Origin of the sequence: uncultured Tenacibaculum sp., assembly GCF_947494125.1 — a bacterium.
Lineage (GTDB): Bacteria > Bacteroidota > Bacteroidia > Flavobacteriales > Flavobacteriaceae > Polaribacter.
The window spans coordinates 491884-512140 of record NZ_CANLTU010000001.1 but is presented as its reverse complement, the minus strand read 5'-3'; the positions used below and the strand labels follow the sequence as shown (position 1 = coordinate 512140).

Below are 20257 nucleotides of genomic sequence, written 5' to 3'. Positions count from 1 at the left end.
TTCTAGTTATGCGTATGCTTTTTTAATGTTCACTAAAAAATTTAACTTTTAATTTTCCAGTTTTCCCAAACAAAATCATATTGATAGGTAATTTCATGAGTTTCTGCTAATTTCTTTTGAATGTTTTCCATTCGCTCTCTAGCATTTTCTATAATGAAATCGTGAAATTGAATCTGTAAATTTTTAAAATGGGATATTAATCCACTTTCTAAAAGAGATTCTAACACCTCATATTCTCCTCCTTCAATATTGATTTTTATTAAATCAACATTAGTAATATTATTTTCTTTAATAAAATTTACAATAGATTTTAATTCTATTTTTTCAGAATTCTCAGTTTCTATATATACAGAAGAGGCATCTCCAGTATTACTTATAGAAAGTTGTTTATCTTCATTCGATAAACCATAATGAAAAGGTTTTACTTTTTCATTATTCTTGAACTTTTCTTCTATAATATCATAAAATGATTTTACGGGTTCAAAAACATAGATTTCACAAGCATACTTTTCATATATACTATTTGCAAAATTACCTTTAAAACCTCCTAAATCTAATACAACAGAAGATTCTGATAAATCATAATCTAAACGTAAAGTTTCATCTCCATTAACCGCAAACCAAGGTTTACAACGCGCCTTTTGAATCTTGCGCTGTTTTTTCTTTTCGATTATATCTTTGAAAAGTTTTTTAAACATTTAGTTACGGATCTTACTTGTTTTTATTAAAGAGATTATACTATTTTAAATAAATTTAGTTTGAAAATTTAGCAGAAATTTCTGCTGCTGCTGATGTTAACGTATCTGTTACTTCATCAGTTAATTTTCCTGCCTTTAATGTATCTAATGTATCTCTATGCTTTGCATTTAAATACTCGATATAATCTTTTTCGAATTCTTTTACTTTATTTACAGGTACATCTTTTAACAAGTTCTTAGAACCTGCATAAATAATTGCAACCTGATCTTCTACTGTAAAAGGATCGTTTTGTGCTTGCTTTAAGATTTCAACATTACGTTGTCCTTTAGAAATCACATTCATTGTAGCTGCATCTAAATCAGAACCAAACTTAGCGAATGCTTCTAATTCACGGTATTGAGCTTGATCTAACTTTAAAGTACCTGATACTTTTTTCATTGATTTAATCTGTGCATTACCTCCAACACGAGATACAGAAATACCTACGTTAATTGCTGGACGAACCCCAGAGTTAAATAAATCTGATTCTAAGAAAATTTGTCCATCAGTAATCGAAATTACGTTTGTTGGAATATATGCTGAAACGTCCCCTGCTTGTGTTTCAATAATTGGTAATGCAGTTAAAGAACCTCCACCTTTTACGATACTTCTTAAAGAATCTGGTAAATCGTTCATTTCACTTGCAATTTTGTCATCATTGATAACTTTTGCAGCACGCTCTAATAATCTTGAATGTAAATAGAATACATCCCCTGGATATGCCTCACGTCCCGGTGGTCTTCTTAATAATAAAGATACCTCACGGTAAGCAACTGCTTGTTTAGATAAATCATCATAAACAATTAATGCTGGTCTACCAGTATCACGGAAATATTCTCCAATTGCAGCTCCTGCGAATGGTGCATATACCTGCATTGGTGCAGGATCTGATGCATTTGCAGCAACTATAGTTGTATATGCTAAAGCTCCTTTTTCTTCTAACATGTTAGCAATTGCTGCTACAGTTGAAGCTTTTTGACCAATAGCTACGTAGATACAGTACACTGGTTGTCCTGCATCATAAAATTCTTTTTGGTTTAAGATAGTATCAATAGCAACTGTTGATTTACCAGTTTGACGGTCTCCAATGATTAACTCACGTTGTCCACGTCCTACAGGAATCATTGCATCAATAGACTTGATACCTGTTTGCATTGGTTCAGTTACAGGCTCACGATAAATTACCCCTGGAGCTCTACGCTCTAATGGCATTTCGTAAGTTGTTCCTTCGATTGGTCCTTTACCATCAATTGGCTGACCTAAAGTATTAACAACACGTCCTACAATTCCTTCACCTGCTCTTAAAGAAGCAATTCTCTCTGTACGTTTAACAGTAGAACCTTCTCTTACTGATGTAGAAGCTCCTAATAATACAACACCTGCATTATCTTCTTCTAAGTTTAATACGATACCTTCTAATCCGTTATCGAATTCAACTAACTCACCATATTGTACGTTAGATAAACCATAAACACGAGCAATACCATCACCTACTTGTAATACAGTACCTACTTCATTTAATGAAGCTTTAGACTCGAAATTTGTTAATTGTTCCTTTAAAATTGCTGATACTTCAGCTGGTTTAATTGCTGCCATCTTATTTCTTTTGATGTATAATTAAATTTGTGGAATGTAATGACTATTGTCAAATTCTCTTCTTAATTCATTAAATTGATTAGAGATACTTGCATCATACTGTACATCTCCAACACGTAAAATAAATCCTCCTAAAATATTTGGATTTACAATATTTTCTATACTTGCGCTATTTCCTGTAAGTTCTACAATCTTCGCTTGTATTTTATCTTCTAATTCTTTAGTTAAAGCTACTGCTGTAGTAACCTTAGCAACCTGCATTCTTTTATGGTAATCGTAAATGATAGAATATTGCTTTGCAATTGGCTCTAACATAACCATACGCTTATTTTCTTCTAATAAGTTAAATAAGCCTTTTGAGATATTATCTACTTTATCACCAAAAAGAGCTACTAAAACTTTACGTTTATCTGCAGCTTTAATTACAGGGCTTTTAAGCATTGTTTCTAAATCACTACTTCCTGCAATAGTTTCTACGATTAACTTCATGTTATCGTTTACTAAAGTTTCATTTCCTGACTCTTTAGCTAGATTTAATATTGCTTTTGCGTAACGTAATGCTGGTCTTGCTCCTTTCATTGTTTGATTAGTTTAAAGTAACCTCTTCTAACATTCCTTCTACAAGTTTTAATTGATCGTCTTGTGAAGTTAATTCTTTTCTTACTACTTGTTGAGCAATGCTGATTGATAACTCTGCTACATTCTTCTTTAACTCAGCAATTGCAGCTTGTTGCTCTTGCTTAATTGTTGCTTTTGCATTTTCAATCATAATAGAAGCTTGATCTTGAGCCTCTTCTTTTGCTTCAGCGATAATGTTATCTTTAATTTCACGAGCATCTTTCATCATTGCATCTCTCTCTGCACGTGCTTCCTTGATCATTTTTTCATTATCTGCTTGTAAATTTTGCATTTCTTTACGAGCATTCTCTGCTTGATCTAATGCATTTTGAATTCCTTCTTCTCTTTCATCTAAAGAGCTTAAGATTGGTTTCCAAGCAAATTTTGCTAATAAAAATAATAATAGGATTAAGATAGTTAATTGCATTGCAAATAATCCTATCGAAAAATCATTAAAAATATCCATAATACTTAATTGTTGTCTTTTTGTTGTTTAATTTTAAAAACATTTCTGCAACCAACCGTTGCAGAAAATGTTTTCGTTGTTTTTGTTTCGGACTATCCTTTTCCTAAAAGTAAAGCACCAAATGCTAAACCTTCTAATAATGCTCCGATAATGATCATCGCTGTTTGGATTTTACCAGCAGCCTCAGGTTGACGAGCAATTCCTTCCATTGCTTTTCCTCCAATTTGACCTAATCCGATTCCTCCACCGATTACGATTAATCCTGCTCCAATTAAATTGTACATACTAATTGATTTATATTAAATTAAACAAATTCTTATTCTACTTTATAACTTCTAGTGATCATGTGCATGATCGTGCTCTTCTACTGCCATTCCAATAAATAAGGCAGAAAGCATTGTAAAAATAAATGCCTGTAAAAAAGCTACTAATAATTCAATAATTGTTAAAAACAAAGTCAACAAAAATGAAATTCCTGTTGCTCCAACAGTTCCAAATTCAGACTTCAACAACACCATAAGCGCTGCAATACCCATAACTACCGAGTGACCTGCAGTTATGTTTGCAAACAAACGCACTAATAATGAAAATGGCTTAATCAGCAAAAAACCAGCCAATTCTAAAACTGCTAAAACTGGTCTTAAAACCTTAGGTACTCCTGGCATCCATAAGGTATGTGCCCAAAAATCTTTTGTCCCATTAGTAATATAAACCACCAATGTAAACAACGCTAAACCTACAGTTATAGCAATTTGACCTGTAACATTAAAACCTAATGGCGTTAACCCTAATAAGTTTAATATCCAAATAAAGAAAAACACCGTTAATAAATAAGGCATAAATCTCTTATATTTTTTCTCTCCAATATTTGGTCTTGCTATCTCATCTCTTACATACAATACTAATGGTTCTAAAACACGACCAACTCCTGTAGGAATTGCTCCTTTTTTATACCCTTTAGCCAACGACCCAAATCCTAAAAACATTAACAAACCAGCTAATAAGATACCGAAAACACTTTTTGTTATAGATAAATCTAAAACTTTATGTGCATTCGTTGCATGATGAGCTTCATCAAAAGAAACCTCAGTAGCTTCTCCATCTAACTCATAAATCTTACTATGAATTTTTATTAATTTAACTCCTCCTGAATCAACAACTAACTTCCCATCATCATTATGATGAAACTTAGAAGACATAAAAGTTTTCAAACCTCTACTTGTCCAAACAATCACTGGCAACGGAAAACCTACATGTTTACGTTCTCCTGCATCGTTTGAGTACGAAAACAATGAAAAATCATGTGAATCCGCCAAGTGATGCTTGATGTAACTGCTAATTTCTTCTTTGGTGTTTACTTTTCCACCATCGTTATCTGAAGATTTCTTCTCTCCTCCACTAGCAAATACTCCAAAAGAAGTAAAAACTAATGCTAAAACTGTTAAAAATTTGATAGATTTTTTTGCTATCATCATACCTTTTTAAATATAGGGTTATGGTCTCTAAATTTCCGTGCAAAGGTAAACATTTAATTAAAACTACAAACCGTTTTTTTATTTAGTTTTTTGAGAATGTTTTTAGGATATTATTTTAACCTAAAAACAAGTAAACTATTTGCTGTTCAATAGTTTTGAAATAGCAATAGCCTCAAGAATTAAAAATAAAAACAATGGAATTACCAATGAAAATCTTTCTGGCTTAGTAAGTTGTCCGTTTGCAAAAACCGAAGCTTGAAAAACCAACACAAAAAAACCTATTTTTAAAAACACAGATGCTAAGTATGCGTAACCTGCTTGATTTGGAATTTTATCTGCGATAAATTCAACTATTACATAAACAATTGTTGCTCCAATTACATGAAATAGATAAACTGCAAATAATGAAAATGATAATTGAATTTCTTTTGATGTTAAAACATAATTATGAGGAAAGTAACTTACTGCAAAGATGATAAGTACTGCAGCAAGAAAAAACAAAATTCGTTTAATCATTATCTTTTGATATTTTTGTAACTTGTTGAATAACGGAGAACATAGCTAGAAAAACAGCTGCTAATGTGCATATTTTAGTGTATAAATCTCCATTGTTTGGATATTTGGTATCTAACCATTCACCTAGTAAACTACCTAGATAAATGGTTAAACCCATTTGAAAAGCAATAGTGGTAAACCGAATGTATTTATTAAGCGGTTTGCCCTTTTGTTTTTTGCTCATCTTTATTTAATTCCTTTACTGCTCCTTTCATAGCACAAGTAGCGTTGAATTCTGCTCCTGGTTCTACCGAAAGCTTACCTATAATTACATCTCCATTAATATTTGCTGAAGACTTTACTGTTAATGTATTTGAAACCATCAATTCTCCTGAAAACTTCCCTTCTACATCTGCATTTGTACATTCTACCTTTCCTTTTATAAAACCTGAATCACCTATGATAACTCTACCATCTGTTTTTATAGTTCCTTCTAAAGTTCCATCTATTCTAAAGTCACCTTCTGAAATAATATCTCCAGCTATCTTGGTATTCTTACCTATGATATTTCTTTCTGATACTTTTTTTTCGCCTGCTTTTACTTTCTTGTTTTCTTTACTAAACATATTGGGGAGTTTTGGGGATTAATTTTTACCTAACCTTTTAATTATTTCTTTTGCTTTCTTTCCTTCTTCTGTGTTTGCATAACTAATTGACACAAACTCTAAGGCTTTCTTATACACCTCTTTATCATTATACTTACCTACAGCTAAAGCTTTTAGGAGTGCAAATTTAGGAATTAAATTTGAATTACTTATTGTTGGTAAAAATTCATCTACCTCATTTACAACCTCTTCAAATTTATTTTCTTTATATAAATAGTAAATTTCTTTATATTTATTTAAAACTATATCTTCCTTTTTCTCTTCTGTTAGTTTTTTATTAGGGTTTTTTATTATTTGTGCAAACTTAGTATCTGCATATTTATTTAATATAACATTTTTATACTGAGTTGCCTTTTCTTTATTATTTAAATTAGAATAAATTTGATATAAGTGATAACTAATAGGTAGCTCTAATTTATTGTCTTTGCGCTCTTCTTGTAAACGTTCAAGGTTTTTAATTGCCAATTCAGGATTTTTAAACTGCTCTTTATAAATCAATCCTAGTTGGTGCAATGCTTCGTTACGATCTACTACCAGTTTATCTATTTCACTCTTATCTGTTGGTATTTCATTTATATAAGTTGCCAACTCATATCGTTTATTTACTTTTGGCTCAGATGATGCTTCTTCAACATCGTCAATCGTATTTGTTGATTTATCTGACAATCTCCAATTATCTTCTAACGGCCTAGTTCCCCATACTTTTTGAAACTCTGCTTTACCAAAACCTAAGGCTTGAGTATTATAAAAATACCACTTTCCCTTATTTGAGTTATTTACCGATGCTCCACCTCCAAATGTACTTCCGAAATTTTGAGCATTTAATAATTGCTGTTGTTTCTCTTCGTCTTCTTTCTTAATTTTTTCAATGTATTTTTCAAAAAAAGAATTTTGTTCTTCTTTTGTCATTGCTACAAGCTTAAGTATACTATCGTTATTTTTAACTACTTCTTCGTGTTTCCTTAAAGTTGTTAATCCTTTATTTTTTCTGCGGATTCTACGAATTCTTTTCTCTTGATCAAACTCTTTAGAGGTTACCTGTAACACACTATCGTAATATGCCCCTGCTAACAGATAATTTTCTTTTTCAAATGCTATATTCCCTAAATGTTCGTAGGCATATGTTTTTTGATAATCATTATTATTCTTTGCTTTTAATGATTTTTTATAATAGACTATTGCCTTTTCTGGATTATTTCTTCCTTCCTCTAAAACTCCTGCTTGGTAGTATAATGCATTTAGGTATTTACGGTTATCTGAATTCCTTATTAACTTTTTCATTCTTGCTAAAACAACTATTGACGCTGAATCATTCTCAGTGTTTTTAGCCAATTCAATATTTGCTCTAATACGGTATTTATAAGGTGCTTTTTTATAATCTGCTAATTTATTAAACACCATTCTTGCTGAATCTCTCCTATCTAATTCGCTATAAATTTGTCCTAAAACAAACATATTTCTCGCAGCCTGCTCTTTATTTTTAAATATTTTAGAGGCAGCTGTTAAATGTTCTATTACTTTTTGAATAGTATCTGTTTTTTGATACGCCATTGCCATTGCTGTATGCGCTTGTTCTCTTATTTCACCTGGCAATTCTTCTTCATTCTCTTCTACTTCCAACAAAAACTTTAATGATTCTATTGCTAACTTCTCGTTATCTAATCGAATATTTGTTTTTGCTCTCCAAATTTTAGTTTCATTTATTAAACTCGCATTTGGATAATTTGCTATTATGTAATTAAAAGACTCTATAGCTGGAATAAACCTTTGTGTATAATACCTTGATTTACCAAGTAATAAATAGGCATCATCAATTTGACGATTTCTTTCATACCCATTTATATTCATTGAATGCTTCTGAATTGCTTTTACCGCCTTTTCTTCTGCTTTATCAAATGGTGTTAGTTTTTTATTCTCTTCCTCCTCTTCTTCACCAAAACCTGTTCCTGGTTGTAATGCGGGTGCTGCTATTTTGTTTTCATCAAAAGTTATTGGTTCTATTTTTAATCGTCTCCAAAAATTGTCTTGATGTTTATCTTCAATTTCTTTCAACCCTTTTAAATAAGCTTGTTCTCCATTAAATAACACATTGTATTTTGTTGTTATTGCATGAAAGTTTCGATTTAAAAAAGCATCTTTTTTTACGCTACATGAATACACAATAGCTAAAAGAATATTGAAAACTAAGAATTTGTATAGTTTTTTCATAAGAATTACGCTTCTACTGTACAACAATATTATAGTTAAGTTATTGTACGTAAAAGCGTAAAAATAATAATAAAAAGATAATTTTTAGCCTAAGCTGAAAAATAGCTCTCTAATTCTTGTAAAGTTTCTTGTGATGTATTGATATCTTTCACAACATTTCCTTTATCTAGAACAACTATTCGATCGCAAACTTCTGTTACATGACTAAGGTCATGACTAGACACCAACACGGTAACTTCCTTATTATCTGTTAATGTTTTTATTAGTTTTTTTAATCTAATTTGAGTTGTTGGATCTAAATTTGCAAATGGTTCATCTAAAATTACAACTTGTGGGTTTCCCATCATTGCTGCTATAATTCCAACTTTTTTCTGATTTCCTTTACTTAAATCTCTTAAATATTTTTTCTTTCCTAATATTTCTCCATTGAAAAATTCTTCAAATTGATTCAAGTACGATTTTACATCTGCCTTATTCATTCCTCTTAAATCTCCAACAAACTCGAAATATTCTTCAGGTGTTAAATAGCTAATCAAAAAAGATTCATCAATAAAAGAACCTGTAAAATTTTTCCAATCTTCACTTTTATTTACCACAATCTCATTATTTACTATTTCTCCTGTAGTAGGTCGAATTAAATCTAATAAGAGGTTAAATAACGTTGTTTTTCCTGCACCATTATTACCAACCAACCCAAATGATTCTCCTTTTGATATTTTTAAATTCTCAACATCTAAAACTTGAGTTGATCCATATTTTTTTGATATATTATTTATTGTAATCATGTTTTTTTGAGTTTGGTTAGTCCTTTTGTTTAAATCCGTGAATCGTAGCGTATTTATTTTTTTGATATTTCTTTTCTATAAAATTCATCATGGTATTTTTAAGCAACAATGCAATAATTCCCACTAAAGCAATAGCAATTACTGCTGCATTAAAGCCTAAAATTTTATTTACTACTGCATAAATTAACATTGGCATTACCAATACTGGAATCATTACTATAAATTGTGCTGCACTTGTACCTTGTGTATTCCCAAAACCGCTAGCACTAAGATCTATTCTTTTTTTGTTAAATGACCCCATGTACAACATTATAAATGGTGTAAACCCTAAATTAAAGAAGAATCCTGCTACAATTAATAAGTATTTATTCACTCCGAAGTATAAATAAGGTGTACATAGCACAAATAAAATAATTGTCATTACAACCATTAAGTACCACTTACTTTCCAAGAATTTACGATATGATAAATTTTGACTCATTAACATTCTATAATGCTCACTATCCCATGCTGGAATAAACTGACCATAATTTATTGCAAACCCACCTGTTACAAAAATAGCTCCGTACAATTGCCAAATCAAAGAATCTTTATATGCTTCTAATGTAAAAAACATTATTCCGAATAATAAAAAGAAAAACGACATAAAAAACACTGTCTTGGTTCTTTTATTTCTCCAAATTAAACGCATGTCATTTTTAATAAACGGAGCAACACTTCCTAAACGATTTACAAAAGATAAATCTGCTGTTTTTGCTTCTTTTTCTTCTGATTTTATAGCCCCATCTAGGTATACAATTTTAGATAATTGTTTGAAATTTAAATAATATAAAGTACTTAAAAATACAACTCCAATTATTGATAAATATGGGTTTTCATACATCGAATAAAATAGTCCTCTAAAAAACCCAACTACATTTGTCATCTCATATTTATGAGCAAACCATAAACCTCCTAGTAATATTATTAAAGCTCCTAGTGCTATATTACTTTTATTAATTAGAAAATTTAGAAAATTCAAACAAAGTCCTAAAATAATTATAAAAAATGTCCATCCTAAAACTCCAGCGACATCATATCCTTCTGTAATTAACACTACTGCAAACGGAATATATAAAAGAAAAGAACCTAGGTTAAAAAAAGAAAAAACCGACTTGAAAAGCACATAGTTTACTAGTTTACTTTTTTTAATTGCTAAAAGCAACATAGGTTTTATATCCATTACTGGAATTTTCTGCATTAAATATCGAAAAATTAAATCAGAAATTACCATGAAAATCATAAACTGATTTACCAATAAAAAAGGATCTTTATTTGGAAATTCTTTTCTTAACATAAAATACCCTCCTACTCCCATTAACAAAAAGGTAGCTAAAAGATACAAAGCAAAAAAGCCCATTATAATTTTTAGTCCAATACTTTTTCCAAAAGAAGCTGAGCGGAAAAACTGTTTCCATTCTAACTTTAAAAAATGTGAAATCATTTGGTGAGTTATTAATTGATTGCTTATATGTATACTTTTTCAATTATTTGTTACACAAAAAAGCATCAATTTTATAAAATTGATGCTTTTTTACTAATTTATTTTTCACTTAAAACATTTATGCCCATTGGCAAATAACTCCTCCCATAAGTGCTAATGTTATAATCCAATATCCTGCATTTATTGCTACATATTTAAAACTCTTTCTTTCAAATAATGCTTGTGTTCCTAAAATTGGTAAGCCTATAAATAATCCAATTATTGTTCCATGTAACGCTCCATGGCCAAATGTTCTAAACCTATCTCCAAAATTGGACATAAATTCCTGAAAATACGCATATCCTCCTCCAGTTTGCTCCATAAAACCTGGTTCGCCAGTTAATACTGACTGCACTCCCCATTGATGTATTACTAATGTTTGTAAAATAAATGCCATTAAAAAACTAAGCACATAAGAGAGTCCAAAAATCTTAGCCATATTTGCTCCTTTCATTGATTCATCTGTGAAGTTTACTTCCTTCATCCATGCATTTTTAAAAAGCATTGGACCGTACCAAATAAATCCCATTACCATTGGAATTAATGCTGCTACTGCAATTATTAAAAAATCGAATTTCATAAATATAAAGTTTTGGTTTACAATCAAATATAACAAAAAAAAGCATCAAATAAATATTTGATGCTTTTATAACTTTTTTGTAATTAAAGTCTATTTTATCTTCATTGATTTTGCTATTGCTTCTAATTCGAAAATAAAATTACGCTTATTCACCGAAGGAGCATAGGTAAATCCTTCAACAATTATTAATCGATTATTTTTCTTATCTAATACAGTATAATTTATAAATGGTCCTGCCATAAAATCATTTTTAACCTCCCATTTACCTCTTGTTTCATATGCTTTTTTACCATCTATTTCTGCGTCAAAAGTAAATGGTGTATAAGCTTGTTCTGTAATCATATACATACCTTCTTTGCTTCCAGGTATGTATTTTTTCCCTATAGTATCTCGTACTGCCGTTATATTATCTGCTACTGTATTTTCATCTTCTAAAGGAACGCTATATATAAGAATGTTGTTTGTACCATCTCCTCTTGCTATACCGCTTTTTAAGTGTTGTCTAAACCATATAAAATCCCCTGTGTCTTCTACTAAATTAAATCTTTTAGGAACATCTATAGTTACCCCAAGATTTTGAATAGTTTTATATTTAGTTTCATCTATACGTTCTTTCTTAAAAATACGTTGCGTAAACTCAATATCTTCATCCTTAAACAATTTAATAATCTCTTTCCCTCTATTTCTTAATAATTTTAATTGCCCTTCTTCTCCTTTAGCTGTAGCGTAAATTATAATTTGGGGAGCTGCATATCTATTTTTTTCAACCTTAATACCTTCTTCTGGCCCATTTTGAATTATTAAAACAGCTTTAGCATGTCGCATAAAACTAGCAAACCCTACTGGGTCTATTTGACTTACTGATAATAATGTTTCTGGCTGTGGTAAACCTACTTGATGCTCACCAAAGATAGTACGCATTTCATCTCCAATTTTACCTTCCCAATCTATTGCCTTAGTTACTACCATTATTTTATTGGTACTACCATTAGATGTTGGCAATGTATAACCACTCTTTCCATTTCCTGTTTTACATGAAATTACTAAGAATGCTAAAACAAATATGACTGCTATATTTCTCATAGTTTCTGTTTTTAATGTTTAGTTGTAGATTTTAGCTCTTAAAAATTTTAAGCTTCATTCCTGGTTTTAGACTTTTCACACTCCAAATATTATTCCACTTTTTAATTTGTTCTATAGAAATTGATGGGTATTTTTTTGAAATAGTCCATAAAGAATCTCCATTCTTTACTATATAAATTTCATGTTTCCCTTTTGGCACTTCATGCTTCCTTTTTGATGTTTGCTTAGGAATGGCCATTTTTTTAGGATAAATACTCAAACGTTGTCCTATTTTTAAACGATGGTTTCTTAAACCATTCCATCGTTTTATATCTCTAACTCTTACTCCAAAATTATTTGCTATTTTCCCTAAATAATCTCCACTACGTACTTTGTAACGAATACGTTTATCCATTTCAAAGTACTTAGGCAAAGGTTTCTCTCTCTTTGCTTCATCTTCGTTTGCTAATGCATAAATTTCTTTTTCTTTATCAAGAAATTCAATCATATTCCTTCGAGGTAACCTAACTGCGTAATTCTTATTTTTTACATAAGGTATTATATCTAATTTATATGATGGATTTATAAATGATAACAGCTCAGTATCAATCTTTGTTTTTTCTGAAATCTGATCAAAACTGATGGTTCTTTTTACTTGAATTGTATCTGTTTCAAAATGAAATATTTTTGGTGATTCTGGATAAATTCCATGTTCTTCTGCATATTCAAAAATATACATTGTTGCATAAAACGCTGGAACATATCCTGCTGTTTCTCTAGGTAAAAAAGGTCGAATATTCCAATAGTTTTTATATCCTCCTGATCGTTTTATGGCTTTTGATACATTTCCTGGACCAGAATTATATGCTGCTAATGCTAAATCCCAATCTCCAAATATTTTATATAATTGACTCAAGTATTTACACGCTGCTATTGTTGCTTTTACAGGATCTTGCCTGTCATCTACATATGAATTTACTTTCAAATTAAATTGAATTCCTGTACCATACATAAATTGCCATAAACCTGTTGCTCCTACTCTTGAACGTGCATTAGGTCGCAAGGCAGATTCTACTATAGCCAAATATTTCATTTCTAATGGAACATCATATTGATCTAAATGCTGTTCGAACATTGGAAAATAATATTTTGCCTTTGCCATTAAAGCTGGATAATACTTTTTACGGTATTTTAAATAACTGTTTATTACTTTTTCTAATGCTGGATTGTATGCTAAATGAAATGGCGTTTTTAAATCTAAATCGTTCAAACGCTTTTTTAATAAATCTGTTGAAAGAATTGTAGTTGTATTTCCTATAATATCTTTATCATTTATTACATACTGAATACTATCAAATAATGATGAATTAAACTTTTCTTCTATCAATAAACTATCTATCATTTTCAAATCTGCATCAGAAAACATAGCTTCTCCTTGTTTTGTTTTGATAGAATCTTTTGCTACTATAGTTGAATCAATTGCTATTTCTATACTTTTTGGAACTAAAGTACTATCAACCGGTTGTTGCGCAAAAATTGATACTGTAAAAAAAAATAGTACTAATACGTTTTTCATCTTTGGTTTAAATATCTAATTCTACAACTATTGGACAATGGTCAGAATGTTTTGCTTCTGGCAAAATATAAGCTCTAGATATTTTATCTTTTAAAGGTTCTGTTACCATTGCATAATCTAAACGCCATCCTTTATTATTTGCTCTAGAATTTGCTCTATAACTCCACCAAGAATACTCTTGTCTTTCTGGATTTAAATAACGAAAACTATCTATAAATCCACTATCTATAAATTTACCTAACCATTCTCTTTCCTCTGGCAAAAACCCTGAAACTCCTTTCATTTTAGGATTATGAATATCTATTGCTTCATGACAAATATTATAATCTCCACAGATTACTAAATTCGGAATCGTTTTTCGTAATTCAGTAGCATAAGCTAAAATCTCATCCATATAGTTAAATTTATAATCTAACCTTGCAGCATTTGTACCTGATGGTAAATACATACTCATAACTGAAACCTCATCAAAATCTACTCGAAGGTTTCTCCCTTCAAAATCCATAGATTCTATTCCTGTCCCAAATTCAACATGCTTTGGCTCTTTTTTACAAAATACAGCTACTGATGAGTATCCTTTTTTTTCTGCTGAAAACCAATAATGATATGGATATCCTGCATTTTCAAACTCAGTTACATCCAATTGTTCTTTATGTGCTTTGGTTTCCTGAATACAAATCACATCTGGATTTGCTGCTTGTAACCAATCGATAAATCCTTTTTTTAAAGCGGCACGTATTCCGTTTACGTTGTATGAGATTATTTTCATTTTAATAAAAGATGATTTATCTGATTTTAAATACTCATTTCTGGTATTTCTCCATTTATAATTAAAGTACCTTCGGTTGCTGCTTGAATTTCTTCAATAGAAACACCTGGTGCTCTTTCTAATAAGTAAAATGCATTTTCTTTTACTTCTAAAACTGCTAAATTGGTTACTACTTTTGTTACACAACCAACTCCTGTTAATGGTAATGAACATTTTTTAAGCAGTTTTGATGCTCCTGCTCGATTCGTATGCATCATGGCTACAATAATATTGTCTGCCGATGCTACTAAATCCATTGCTCCTCCCATTCCTTTTACCATTTTTCCTGGAATTTTCCAGTTGGCTATATCTCCGTTTTGAGCAACTTCCATTGCTCCTAAAACTGTTAATTGTACGTGTTGTCCACGGATCATTGAAAAGCTCGTTGCAGAATCGAAAATAGATCCTCCATCTAAAACAGTTACTGTTTGTTTTCCTGCATTTATTAAATCAGCATCTTCTGTTCCTTCTACCGGAAAAGGTCCCATTCCAAGCAATCCATTTTCTGATTGAAACTCTACTTCTATTCCTTCTGGAATATAATTTGCTACTAATGTTGGAATCCCAATTCCTAAATTAACATACCATTTATCTTGTAATTCTTGTGCAATTCTCTGTGCTATTTGTTGTTTTGTTAAAGCCATTTTATTACAATTTTGGTGTTACTGTACGTTGTTCAATTCTCTTTTCATACTTCTCTCCTTGAAAAATACGTTGTACAAAAATCCCTGGGATATGAATCTGATTTGGATCTAATTCTCCTGCTGGCACTAATTCTTCTACTTCTGCTACTGTAATTGTTGCAGCACCACACATATTTGGATTAAAATTACGTGCTGTTCCTTTAAAAATTAAATTCCCTGCTGTATCCCCTTTCCATGCTTTTACAAATGCAAAGTCTGCTTTAAATGCTGGTTCTAATACATACATTTTTCCGTCAAACTCTCTTGTTTCTTTTCCTTCTGCCACTTCTGTTCCGTAGCCTGCTGGTGTATAAAATGCTGGAAATCCTGCTTGTGCTGCTCTACATTTTTCTGCTAATGTTCCTTGTGGTGTTAACTCTACTTCTAATTCTCCTGATAACATCTGACGTTCAAACTCATCATTTTCTCCTACATATGATGAAATCATTTTTTTGATTTGTTTATTTTGTAATAATAAACCCAATCCAAAATCATCAACTCCTGCGTTATTGGATATACAAGTAACTTCTTTTATTCCTAATTTTACTAACTCCGCAATCGCATTTTCTGGTATACCACACAAACCAAAACCTCCTAACATAAAGGTCATTCTGTCTTGTACGCCTGCTACTGCTTCTTGTACGTTATTTATCTTTTTATTTATCATTTTTAGTTGTTTGTTTTTCTAAATAAAATTAAAAATCCGTTTCTTCTTCCTCTACTTTCTTCTCTTTATCATCAATATCGTCTTCAACTTTTTTCACCTCATCACAATTAATACTGATTGATAATTCTCCTTCTGGTTTTTCAAAATCTTCTTTACTAATGTTAAGCGTCTTATCTTCATAACATTTTCTCATAAACAATCCCCATGTTGGTAAAGACATAGTTGCTCCTTGTCCATATCCTATACCTTTAAAGTGGGTAGCTCTATCTTCTCCTCCAGTCCAAACTCCTGTCGCTAAATTTGGTACAATCCCCATAAACCAACCATCTGATTGATTTTGTGTAGTTCCTGTTTTTCCTGCAATTGGATTATCAAATTTATAAGGAAAACCTGTTGATATTTTCTTATGAGTTGTCCAATTAGATCGCAACCTAGCTCCTGACCCCATTAATGTAACTCCTTTCATTAAATCAAGAATTACATACGAAGATTCTTCACTTAATACTTCTTTTGTTTCTGGCACAAATTCTTCAAGAATAGTTCCGTTTTTATCTTCAATACGCGTAATCATCATTGGACTTACTCGTAAACCTCTATTTGCAAAAGTAGAATAAGCACTTACCATTTCTATTAATGATAAATCTATTGCTCCTAAGGCTATTGATGGGTTTGCCTCTATTTTTGATTTTATCCCTGCAGACTCTGCTAAACGCGCTACATTTATTGGCGATACCTTATCTATTAACTGGGCAGTAATTACATTTGTTGAATTTGCTAATGCTGCTTTTAATGTTAATTCTCCTCCGTATTTATTAACAGCATTTTTTGGTGTCCAATCCTCTGGCATTCCATATTTCTCTTTTGGAATTGTGTATAAAACATTTGGTAGCTTATCGCAAGGAGACATTTTTAACTGATTAATTGCTGTTGCATATACAAATGGCTTAAATGTAGATCCTACTTGACGCTTTTGTTGCTCTACAGCATCATATTTAAAATACTTATTATTAATTCCTCCAACCCATGCTTTTATATGGCCAGTTTGTGGTTCTATTGACACCAATCCTGAACGTAAGAAATGTTTATAATAACGTATTGAATCATACGGCGTCATTACAGTATCTTTATCTCCTTTCCATGAAAACACACGCATGTCTGTATCTGTATTAAAAGATTTTTCTATTTCTTTCTCAGACTTCCCTGCTGCTTTCATTCGCTTGTAACGATTTGAACTTCGTTTTCCTCGTTTCATGCTATTTAAAATCTCCTTTTTATCTAAATCGTAAAATGGTGCTGTTCTATTCTTTTTTTGCTCTTTAAAGAAAAACGATTGTAAGTTGGCCATATGTTCTTCTACTGCCTCCTCTGCATATTTTTGCATACGAGAATCTATAGTTACATATACCTTTAAACCATCTTTATATATATTATATGGTTCTCCATTTGGCTTAAGGTTATTCTTTGCCCATCTCTTTAATCGTTGCTTTAAATTTTCTCTAAAATAAGTAGCCAATCCATCACTGTGACTTTCTGGAGTGAAGTTAATTTTTAAAGGTAGCTTTTGTAATGAGTCCTTTTCTTGTTCAGTTAAGAGTCCATTTTTTGCCATTTGTGAAAACACTACATTTCTTCTTTGTAATGATTTCTTTTTTGAAACCTTTCTATGTGGATTAAACTGTCTTGGGTTTTTTAGCATTGCTACTAAAATTGCTGATTCTTGTAAATCTAATTCTTTTGGCTCTTTACCAAAATAAATTCGTGCAGCCGAACGTATACCTGTTGCATTAAAAAGAAATCCTTGTGTATTTAAATACATGGTTGCTATTTCTTCTTTTGTGTATTGACGTTCTAATTTTACTGCAACTACCCATTCTTGCATTTTTTGGATGATTCTTTTTACTATATTTCTAGATGCTCTTTTAGTAAATAAGTTCTTTGCTAATTGTTGAGTAATTGTACTGGCACCTCCTCCTGCTCCTAACTTCGCTACTGCTCTTGCTAAACCTCTAAAATCTATTCCTGAATGTTCGTAAAAACGTTCATCTTCGGTAGCGACTAAAGCTTGTATTAAATTTTGTGGTAAGTCTTTATATTGAATTGGTGTTCTGTTTGCTTTTACATAATATTTCCCTAATGTTTTTCCATCTGCAGAAATTACCTCAGTTGCTAAATCACTTTTAGGATTTTCTAACTCTTCAAAAGATGGTAACGCTCCAAAGACTCCCCATGAAGCTAATAAAAACATAAAACATATAAAAAGGAAGCCTCCCAAAACGATAGACCAAAACCATTTAATATATTTACTGAAACTAATTGTTTTTTTCTCTGCCATTATTTTATTTTTTCTATTCTAAATCCTACTTGAGTAATACCTTCTAGTTCTTCTACTCCTTCGACTGCTCCATTTTTTCTCATAGCTTGTCGAACTTTTAAAGTATATTCTCCTGTTTTAGGAAATGTTATATTTTCTTTATAAAAAAGTTTATTTTCTTTTATATCTGTAAAGCCTTCCCCTAAGAATTTACCTGTAAGATCAGCCATATCATACTCTAATGTATCAATGATTATTTCTCCGTCAGGAAAATCCATTTGTGTTATTAAAAACAAATTACTGTAACTATAGTCCTTATTATTTCTAAGGTTTATAAATAGATTTTTCTTATTTATAGAATCTTTTATAGGAAAAGTAAATGCAATTGTATTCTCTTTACTCCATGTGCTATTTGATAGTGAAACATATTCATCATATACCCTATCTGAATCACATGAAATTAGCATAAAAACGGTTAGAAAAAATATCCCTATTTTATTCTTTATCATTTTTTGTTTCATTGTTCTTATTTCCGTTTGGCTTTCTATTTTTTTGATTATTATTTCTTCTTCTTTGATTATTTGGTTTTTTCTTTTGAGCTTGAGTCTTATTTTCTTCAGTCCCTTTTTGAGTCTTTGATTTAGCTGTTTTAGGATTGTTTTTTGGTTTTTCTTTCCTATTATCAACTCTTTTCTTAGCAACGTTTTTGTTACCTACTACTGGCTTTGTTTGATTTTTTTGTGGTCGCCTTTTTGGTTTTTCTTCTGAAGGTTTATTTCCTTCTTTTTTAGCTACAGGCTTTTTATTAATTGGTTTTTTTGATTTCCTTCTATTGTTTCTTCTTGGCTTTTTAGGTGTATCAAATCGCGTTAAACTATCTTGACCAACTACGTTTTCAAAATCAACTATTGCTTCTTCAGTAATCTCTAGTTCATATTCATCTAACGGTAAAGCAAGTTCATTATTTTTGTTTAACTCAATAATTTCATGAACTTGTTCTAGTGATAATCTAAACCATTTAAAACTTTCTTCTTTGTAGGTATACCAAAGCATTTTTTTGAAAATATCCATTTTTACAAAAACAGCATCTCCTTTTTCTGTATTAAGTATCTTATCTTGTTTTGGAAAACTTTGTAATGCGTCTAAATAGGTATCTAATTCAAAATTTAAACAGCACTTTAATTTACCACACTGTCCTGCTAATTTTAGTGGATTTAATGATAATTGTTGGTATCGTGCTGCCGCTGTATTTACTTTTCTAAAATCTGTTAGCCAAGTTGAACAACATAATTCTCTACCACATGAACCTACTCCCCCTAAACGAGCTGCCTCTTGACGCATACCCACTTGACGCATTTCTACTCGAATAGAAAAAGTTCCTGCTAAATCTCTAATTAATTGTCTAAAATCTACACGTTCATCAGCTGTATAGTAAAAAGTGGCTTTGGTTCCATCTCCTTGATATTCTACATCAGAAAGTTTCATTTTTAATCCTAAACGACTAATTATCTCTCTTCCTTTTCGCTGTGTTTCTTGTTCTTTATCTCTGGCTGTTTGCCAAATATCAATGTCTTTTTGTGATGCTTTTCTATAAATTCTCTTAACATCTTCACTGTCTGAAGTAATTTTTCGTTTTTTCATTTGAACTTTTACAAGTTCTCCTGCTAAGGAAACAATTCCTATATCATGTCCTGATGATCCTTCAACCGCTACAACATCACCCATTGAAACGGTTAATTTTTCTGTATTTTTATAAAAATGTTTTCGTCCATTTTTAAATCGAACTTCAAATATATTAAATGGAGCTTCACCTGTTGGTAAAGTCATGTTTGATAACCAATCAAAAACGGCAAGTTTATTTCCACTTCCACATGTACCCGTTGCACAATTTCCATTGCTTTTACAACCATTAGGAACACCGCTTTTGTTAGTTGAGCAACTGCTACAACTCATAAAATAGTATATTTTTATAAATATTTCTTAAACCTGATATGTTTACAGT

General features: G+C 30.9%; 21 protein-coding genes. All 21 read right to left on the bottom strand.

Features of this window, described 5'->3' with window-relative positions:
* Positions 1-41 precede the first annotated feature (41 nt).
* A complete protein-coding gene (locus Q0881_RS02255) occupies positions 42-698 on the bottom strand; it encodes an FkbM family methyltransferase (protein WP_299156547.1) in 657 nt (218 codons plus the stop codon).
* A gap of 55 nt (positions 699-753) precedes the next feature.
* On the bottom strand, positions 754-2334 hold the full coding sequence (gene atpA, locus Q0881_RS02250) for a F0F1 ATP synthase subunit alpha (protein WP_299156545.1): 1581 nt from the start codon (positions 2332-2334) through the stop codon (positions 754-756).
* Between the two features lie 21 nt (positions 2335-2355).
* Complete coding sequence (gene atpH, locus Q0881_RS02245) at positions 2356-2913, bottom strand: ATP synthase F1 subunit delta (protein ID WP_299156543.1); 558 nt, start codon at positions 2911-2913, stop codon at positions 2356-2358.
* 7 nt (positions 2914-2920) lie between these two features.
* Positions 2921-3418: a F0F1 ATP synthase subunit B gene (locus Q0881_RS02240; RefSeq protein ID WP_299156541.1), complete on the bottom strand. Its 498-nt coding sequence runs from the start codon at positions 3416-3418 to the stop codon at positions 2921-2923.
* Positions 3419-3510: 92 nt separating this feature from the next.
* The gene (gene atpE, locus Q0881_RS02235; RefSeq protein WP_299156539.1) at positions 3511-3702 is read right to left on the bottom strand and encodes an ATP synthase F0 subunit C; all 192 of its coding nucleotides are present in this window, start codon (positions 3700-3702) and stop codon (positions 3511-3513) included.
* Between the two features lie 51 nt (positions 3703-3753).
* A complete protein-coding gene (atpB, locus tag Q0881_RS02230; RefSeq protein WP_299156537.1) occupies positions 3754-4893 on the bottom strand; it encodes a F0F1 ATP synthase subunit A in 1140 nt (379 codons plus the stop codon).
* Positions 4894-5028: 135 nt separating this feature from the next.
* Positions 5029-5409: a DUF6168 family protein gene (locus Q0881_RS02225; RefSeq protein WP_299156535.1), complete on the bottom strand. Its 381-nt coding sequence runs from the start codon at positions 5407-5409 to the stop codon at positions 5029-5031.
* On the bottom strand, positions 5402-5632 hold the full coding sequence (locus Q0881_RS02220) for an AtpZ/AtpI family protein (RefSeq protein ID WP_299156533.1): 231 nt from the start codon (positions 5630-5632) through the stop codon (positions 5402-5404). The genes Q0881_RS02225 and Q0881_RS02220 overlap by 8 nt, the downstream gene beginning before the upstream one ends.
* Positions 5601-6014: a polymer-forming cytoskeletal protein gene (locus Q0881_RS02215; protein ID WP_299156531.1), complete on the bottom strand. Its 414-nt coding sequence runs from the start codon at positions 6012-6014 to the stop codon at positions 5601-5603. Before Q0881_RS02215 ends, Q0881_RS02220 begins: the two co-directional genes overlap by 32 nt.
* 18 nt (positions 6015-6032) lie before the next feature.
* Positions 6033-8261 carry a tetratricopeptide repeat protein gene (locus tag Q0881_RS02210; RefSeq protein WP_299156530.1) on the bottom strand — a complete coding sequence of 743 codons (2229 nt, stop codon included), beginning with the start codon at positions 8259-8261 and terminating at the stop codon, positions 6033-6035.
* 89 nt (positions 8262-8350) lie between these two features.
* Positions 8351-9046 (bottom strand): ABC transporter ATP-binding protein, encoded by a 696-nt coding sequence (locus tag Q0881_RS02205; protein WP_299156528.1) that lies wholly within the window; start codon positions 9044-9046, stop codon positions 8351-8353.
* A gap of 16 nt (positions 9047-9062) precedes the next feature.
* Positions 9063-10529, bottom strand: a complete 1467-nt coding sequence (locus tag Q0881_RS02200; protein WP_299156526.1) for a DUF5687 family protein — start codon at positions 10527-10529, stop codon at positions 9063-9065.
* A 118-nt stretch (positions 10530-10647) separates the two neighbouring features.
* Positions 10648-11148, bottom strand: coding sequence for a DUF1761 domain-containing protein (locus tag Q0881_RS02195; protein ID WP_299156525.1), 501 nt, complete (start codon positions 11146-11148; stop codon positions 10648-10650).
* Between the two features lie 90 nt (positions 11149-11238).
* Positions 11239-12231: a DUF4837 family protein gene (locus Q0881_RS02190; RefSeq protein WP_299156524.1), complete on the bottom strand. Its 993-nt coding sequence runs from the start codon at positions 12229-12231 to the stop codon at positions 11239-11241.
* Positions 12232-12262: 31 nt separating this feature from the next.
* Positions 12263-13786, bottom strand: coding sequence for a lytic transglycosylase domain-containing protein (locus Q0881_RS02185; protein WP_299156522.1), 1524 nt, complete (start codon positions 13784-13786; stop codon positions 12263-12265).
* Between the two features lie 7 nt (positions 13787-13793).
* Complete coding sequence (locus Q0881_RS02180) at positions 13794-14555, bottom strand: exodeoxyribonuclease III (RefSeq protein ID WP_299156520.1); 762 nt, start codon at positions 14553-14555, stop codon at positions 13794-13796.
* Positions 14556-14581: 26 nt separating this feature from the next.
* On the bottom strand, positions 14582-15238 hold the full coding sequence (locus tag Q0881_RS02175) for a CoA transferase subunit B (RefSeq protein ID WP_299156518.1): 657 nt from the start codon (positions 15236-15238) through the stop codon (positions 14582-14584).
* A gap of 4 nt (positions 15239-15242) precedes the next feature.
* The gene (locus Q0881_RS02170; protein ID WP_299156516.1) at positions 15243-15944 is read right to left on the bottom strand and encodes a CoA transferase subunit A; all 702 of its coding nucleotides are present in this window, start codon (positions 15942-15944) and stop codon (positions 15243-15245) included.
* A 28-nt stretch (positions 15945-15972) separates the two neighbouring features.
* Positions 15973-18276 (bottom strand): transglycosylase domain-containing protein, encoded by a 2304-nt coding sequence (locus tag Q0881_RS02165; RefSeq protein ID WP_299156514.1) that lies wholly within the window; start codon positions 18274-18276, stop codon positions 15973-15975.
* Positions 18276-18764, bottom strand: a complete 489-nt coding sequence (locus tag Q0881_RS02160) for a gliding motility lipoprotein GldH (RefSeq protein WP_299156512.1) — start codon at positions 18762-18764, stop codon at positions 18276-18278. The genes Q0881_RS02165 and Q0881_RS02160 overlap by 1 nt, the downstream gene beginning before the upstream one ends.
* Entirely contained in the window at positions 18751-20208 is a 1458-nt protein-coding gene (gene ricT / locus Q0881_RS02155) for a regulatory iron-sulfur-containing complex subunit RicT (protein WP_299156510.1), read from the bottom strand. The genes Q0881_RS02160 and ricT overlap by 14 nt, the downstream gene beginning before the upstream one ends.
* Positions 20209-20257: the final 49 nt, after the last annotated feature.

Excerpts from the sequence above, each read along its gene's own strand:
- Q0881_RS02255 (WP_299156547.1), bottom strand. The coding sequence starts at position 698 with ATGTTTAAAAAACTTTTCAAAGATATAATCGAAAAGAAAAAACAGCGC.
- atpA (WP_299156545.1), bottom strand. The coding sequence starts at position 2,334 with ATGGCAGCAATTAAACCAGCTGAAGTATCAGCAATTTTAAAGGAACAA.
- atpH (WP_299156543.1), bottom strand. The coding sequence starts at position 2,913 with ATGAAAGGAGCAAGACCAGCATTACGTTACGCAAAAGCAATATTAAAT.
- Q0881_RS02240 (WP_299156541.1), bottom strand. The coding sequence starts at position 3,418 with ATGGATATTTTTAATGATTTTTCGATAGGATTATTTGCAATGCAATTA.
- atpE (WP_299156539.1), bottom strand. The coding sequence starts at position 3,702 with ATGTACAATTTAATTGGAGCAGGATTAATCGTAATCGGTGGAGGAATC.
- atpB (WP_299156537.1), bottom strand. The coding sequence starts at position 4,893 with ATGATGATAGCAAAAAAATCTATCAAATTTTTAACAGTTTTAGCATTA.
- Q0881_RS02225 (WP_299156535.1), bottom strand. The coding sequence starts at position 5,409 with ATGATTAAACGAATTTTGTTTTTTCTTGCTGCAGTACTTATCATCTTT.
- Q0881_RS02220 (WP_299156533.1), bottom strand. The coding sequence starts at position 5,632 with ATGAGCAAAAAACAAAAGGGCAAACCGCTTAATAAATACATTCGGTTT.
- Q0881_RS02215 (WP_299156531.1), bottom strand. The coding sequence starts at position 6,014 with ATGTTTAGTAAAGAAAACAAGAAAGTAAAAGCAGGCGAAAAAAAAGTA.
- Q0881_RS02210 (WP_299156530.1), bottom strand. The coding sequence starts at position 8,261 with ATGAAAAAACTATACAAATTCTTAGTTTTCAATATTCTTTTAGCTATT.
- Q0881_RS02205 (WP_299156528.1), bottom strand. The coding sequence starts at position 9,046 with ATGATTACAATAAATAATATATCAAAAAAATATGGATCAACTCAAGTT.
- Q0881_RS02200 (WP_299156526.1), bottom strand. The coding sequence starts at position 10,529 with ATGATTTCACATTTTTTAAAGTTAGAATGGAAACAGTTTTTCCGCTCA.
- Q0881_RS02195 (WP_299156525.1), bottom strand. The coding sequence starts at position 11,148 with ATGAAATTCGATTTTTTAATAATTGCAGTAGCAGCATTAATTCCAATG.
- Q0881_RS02190 (WP_299156524.1), bottom strand. The coding sequence starts at position 12,231 with ATGAGAAATATAGCAGTCATATTTGTTTTAGCATTCTTAGTAATTTCA.
- Q0881_RS02185 (WP_299156522.1), bottom strand. The coding sequence starts at position 13,786 with ATGAAAAACGTATTAGTACTATTTTTTTTTACAGTATCAATTTTTGCG.
- Q0881_RS02180 (WP_299156520.1), bottom strand. The coding sequence starts at position 14,555 with ATGAAAATAATCTCATACAACGTAAACGGAATACGTGCCGCTTTAAAA.
- Q0881_RS02175 (WP_299156518.1), bottom strand. The coding sequence starts at position 15,238 with ATGGCTTTAACAAAACAACAAATAGCACAGAGAATTGCACAAGAATTA.
- Q0881_RS02170 (WP_299156516.1), bottom strand. The coding sequence starts at position 15,944 with ATGATAAATAAAAAGATAAATAACGTACAAGAAGCAGTAGCAGGCGTA.
- Q0881_RS02165 (WP_299156514.1), bottom strand. The coding sequence starts at position 18,276 with ATGGCAGAGAAAAAAACAATTAGTTTCAGTAAATATATTAAATGGTTT.
- Q0881_RS02160 (WP_299156512.1), bottom strand. The coding sequence starts at position 18,764 with ATGATAAAGAATAAAATAGGGATATTTTTTCTAACCGTTTTTATGCTA.
- ricT (WP_299156510.1), bottom strand. The coding sequence starts at position 20,208 with ATGAGTTGTAGCAGTTGCTCAACTAACAAAAGCGGTGTTCCTAATGGT.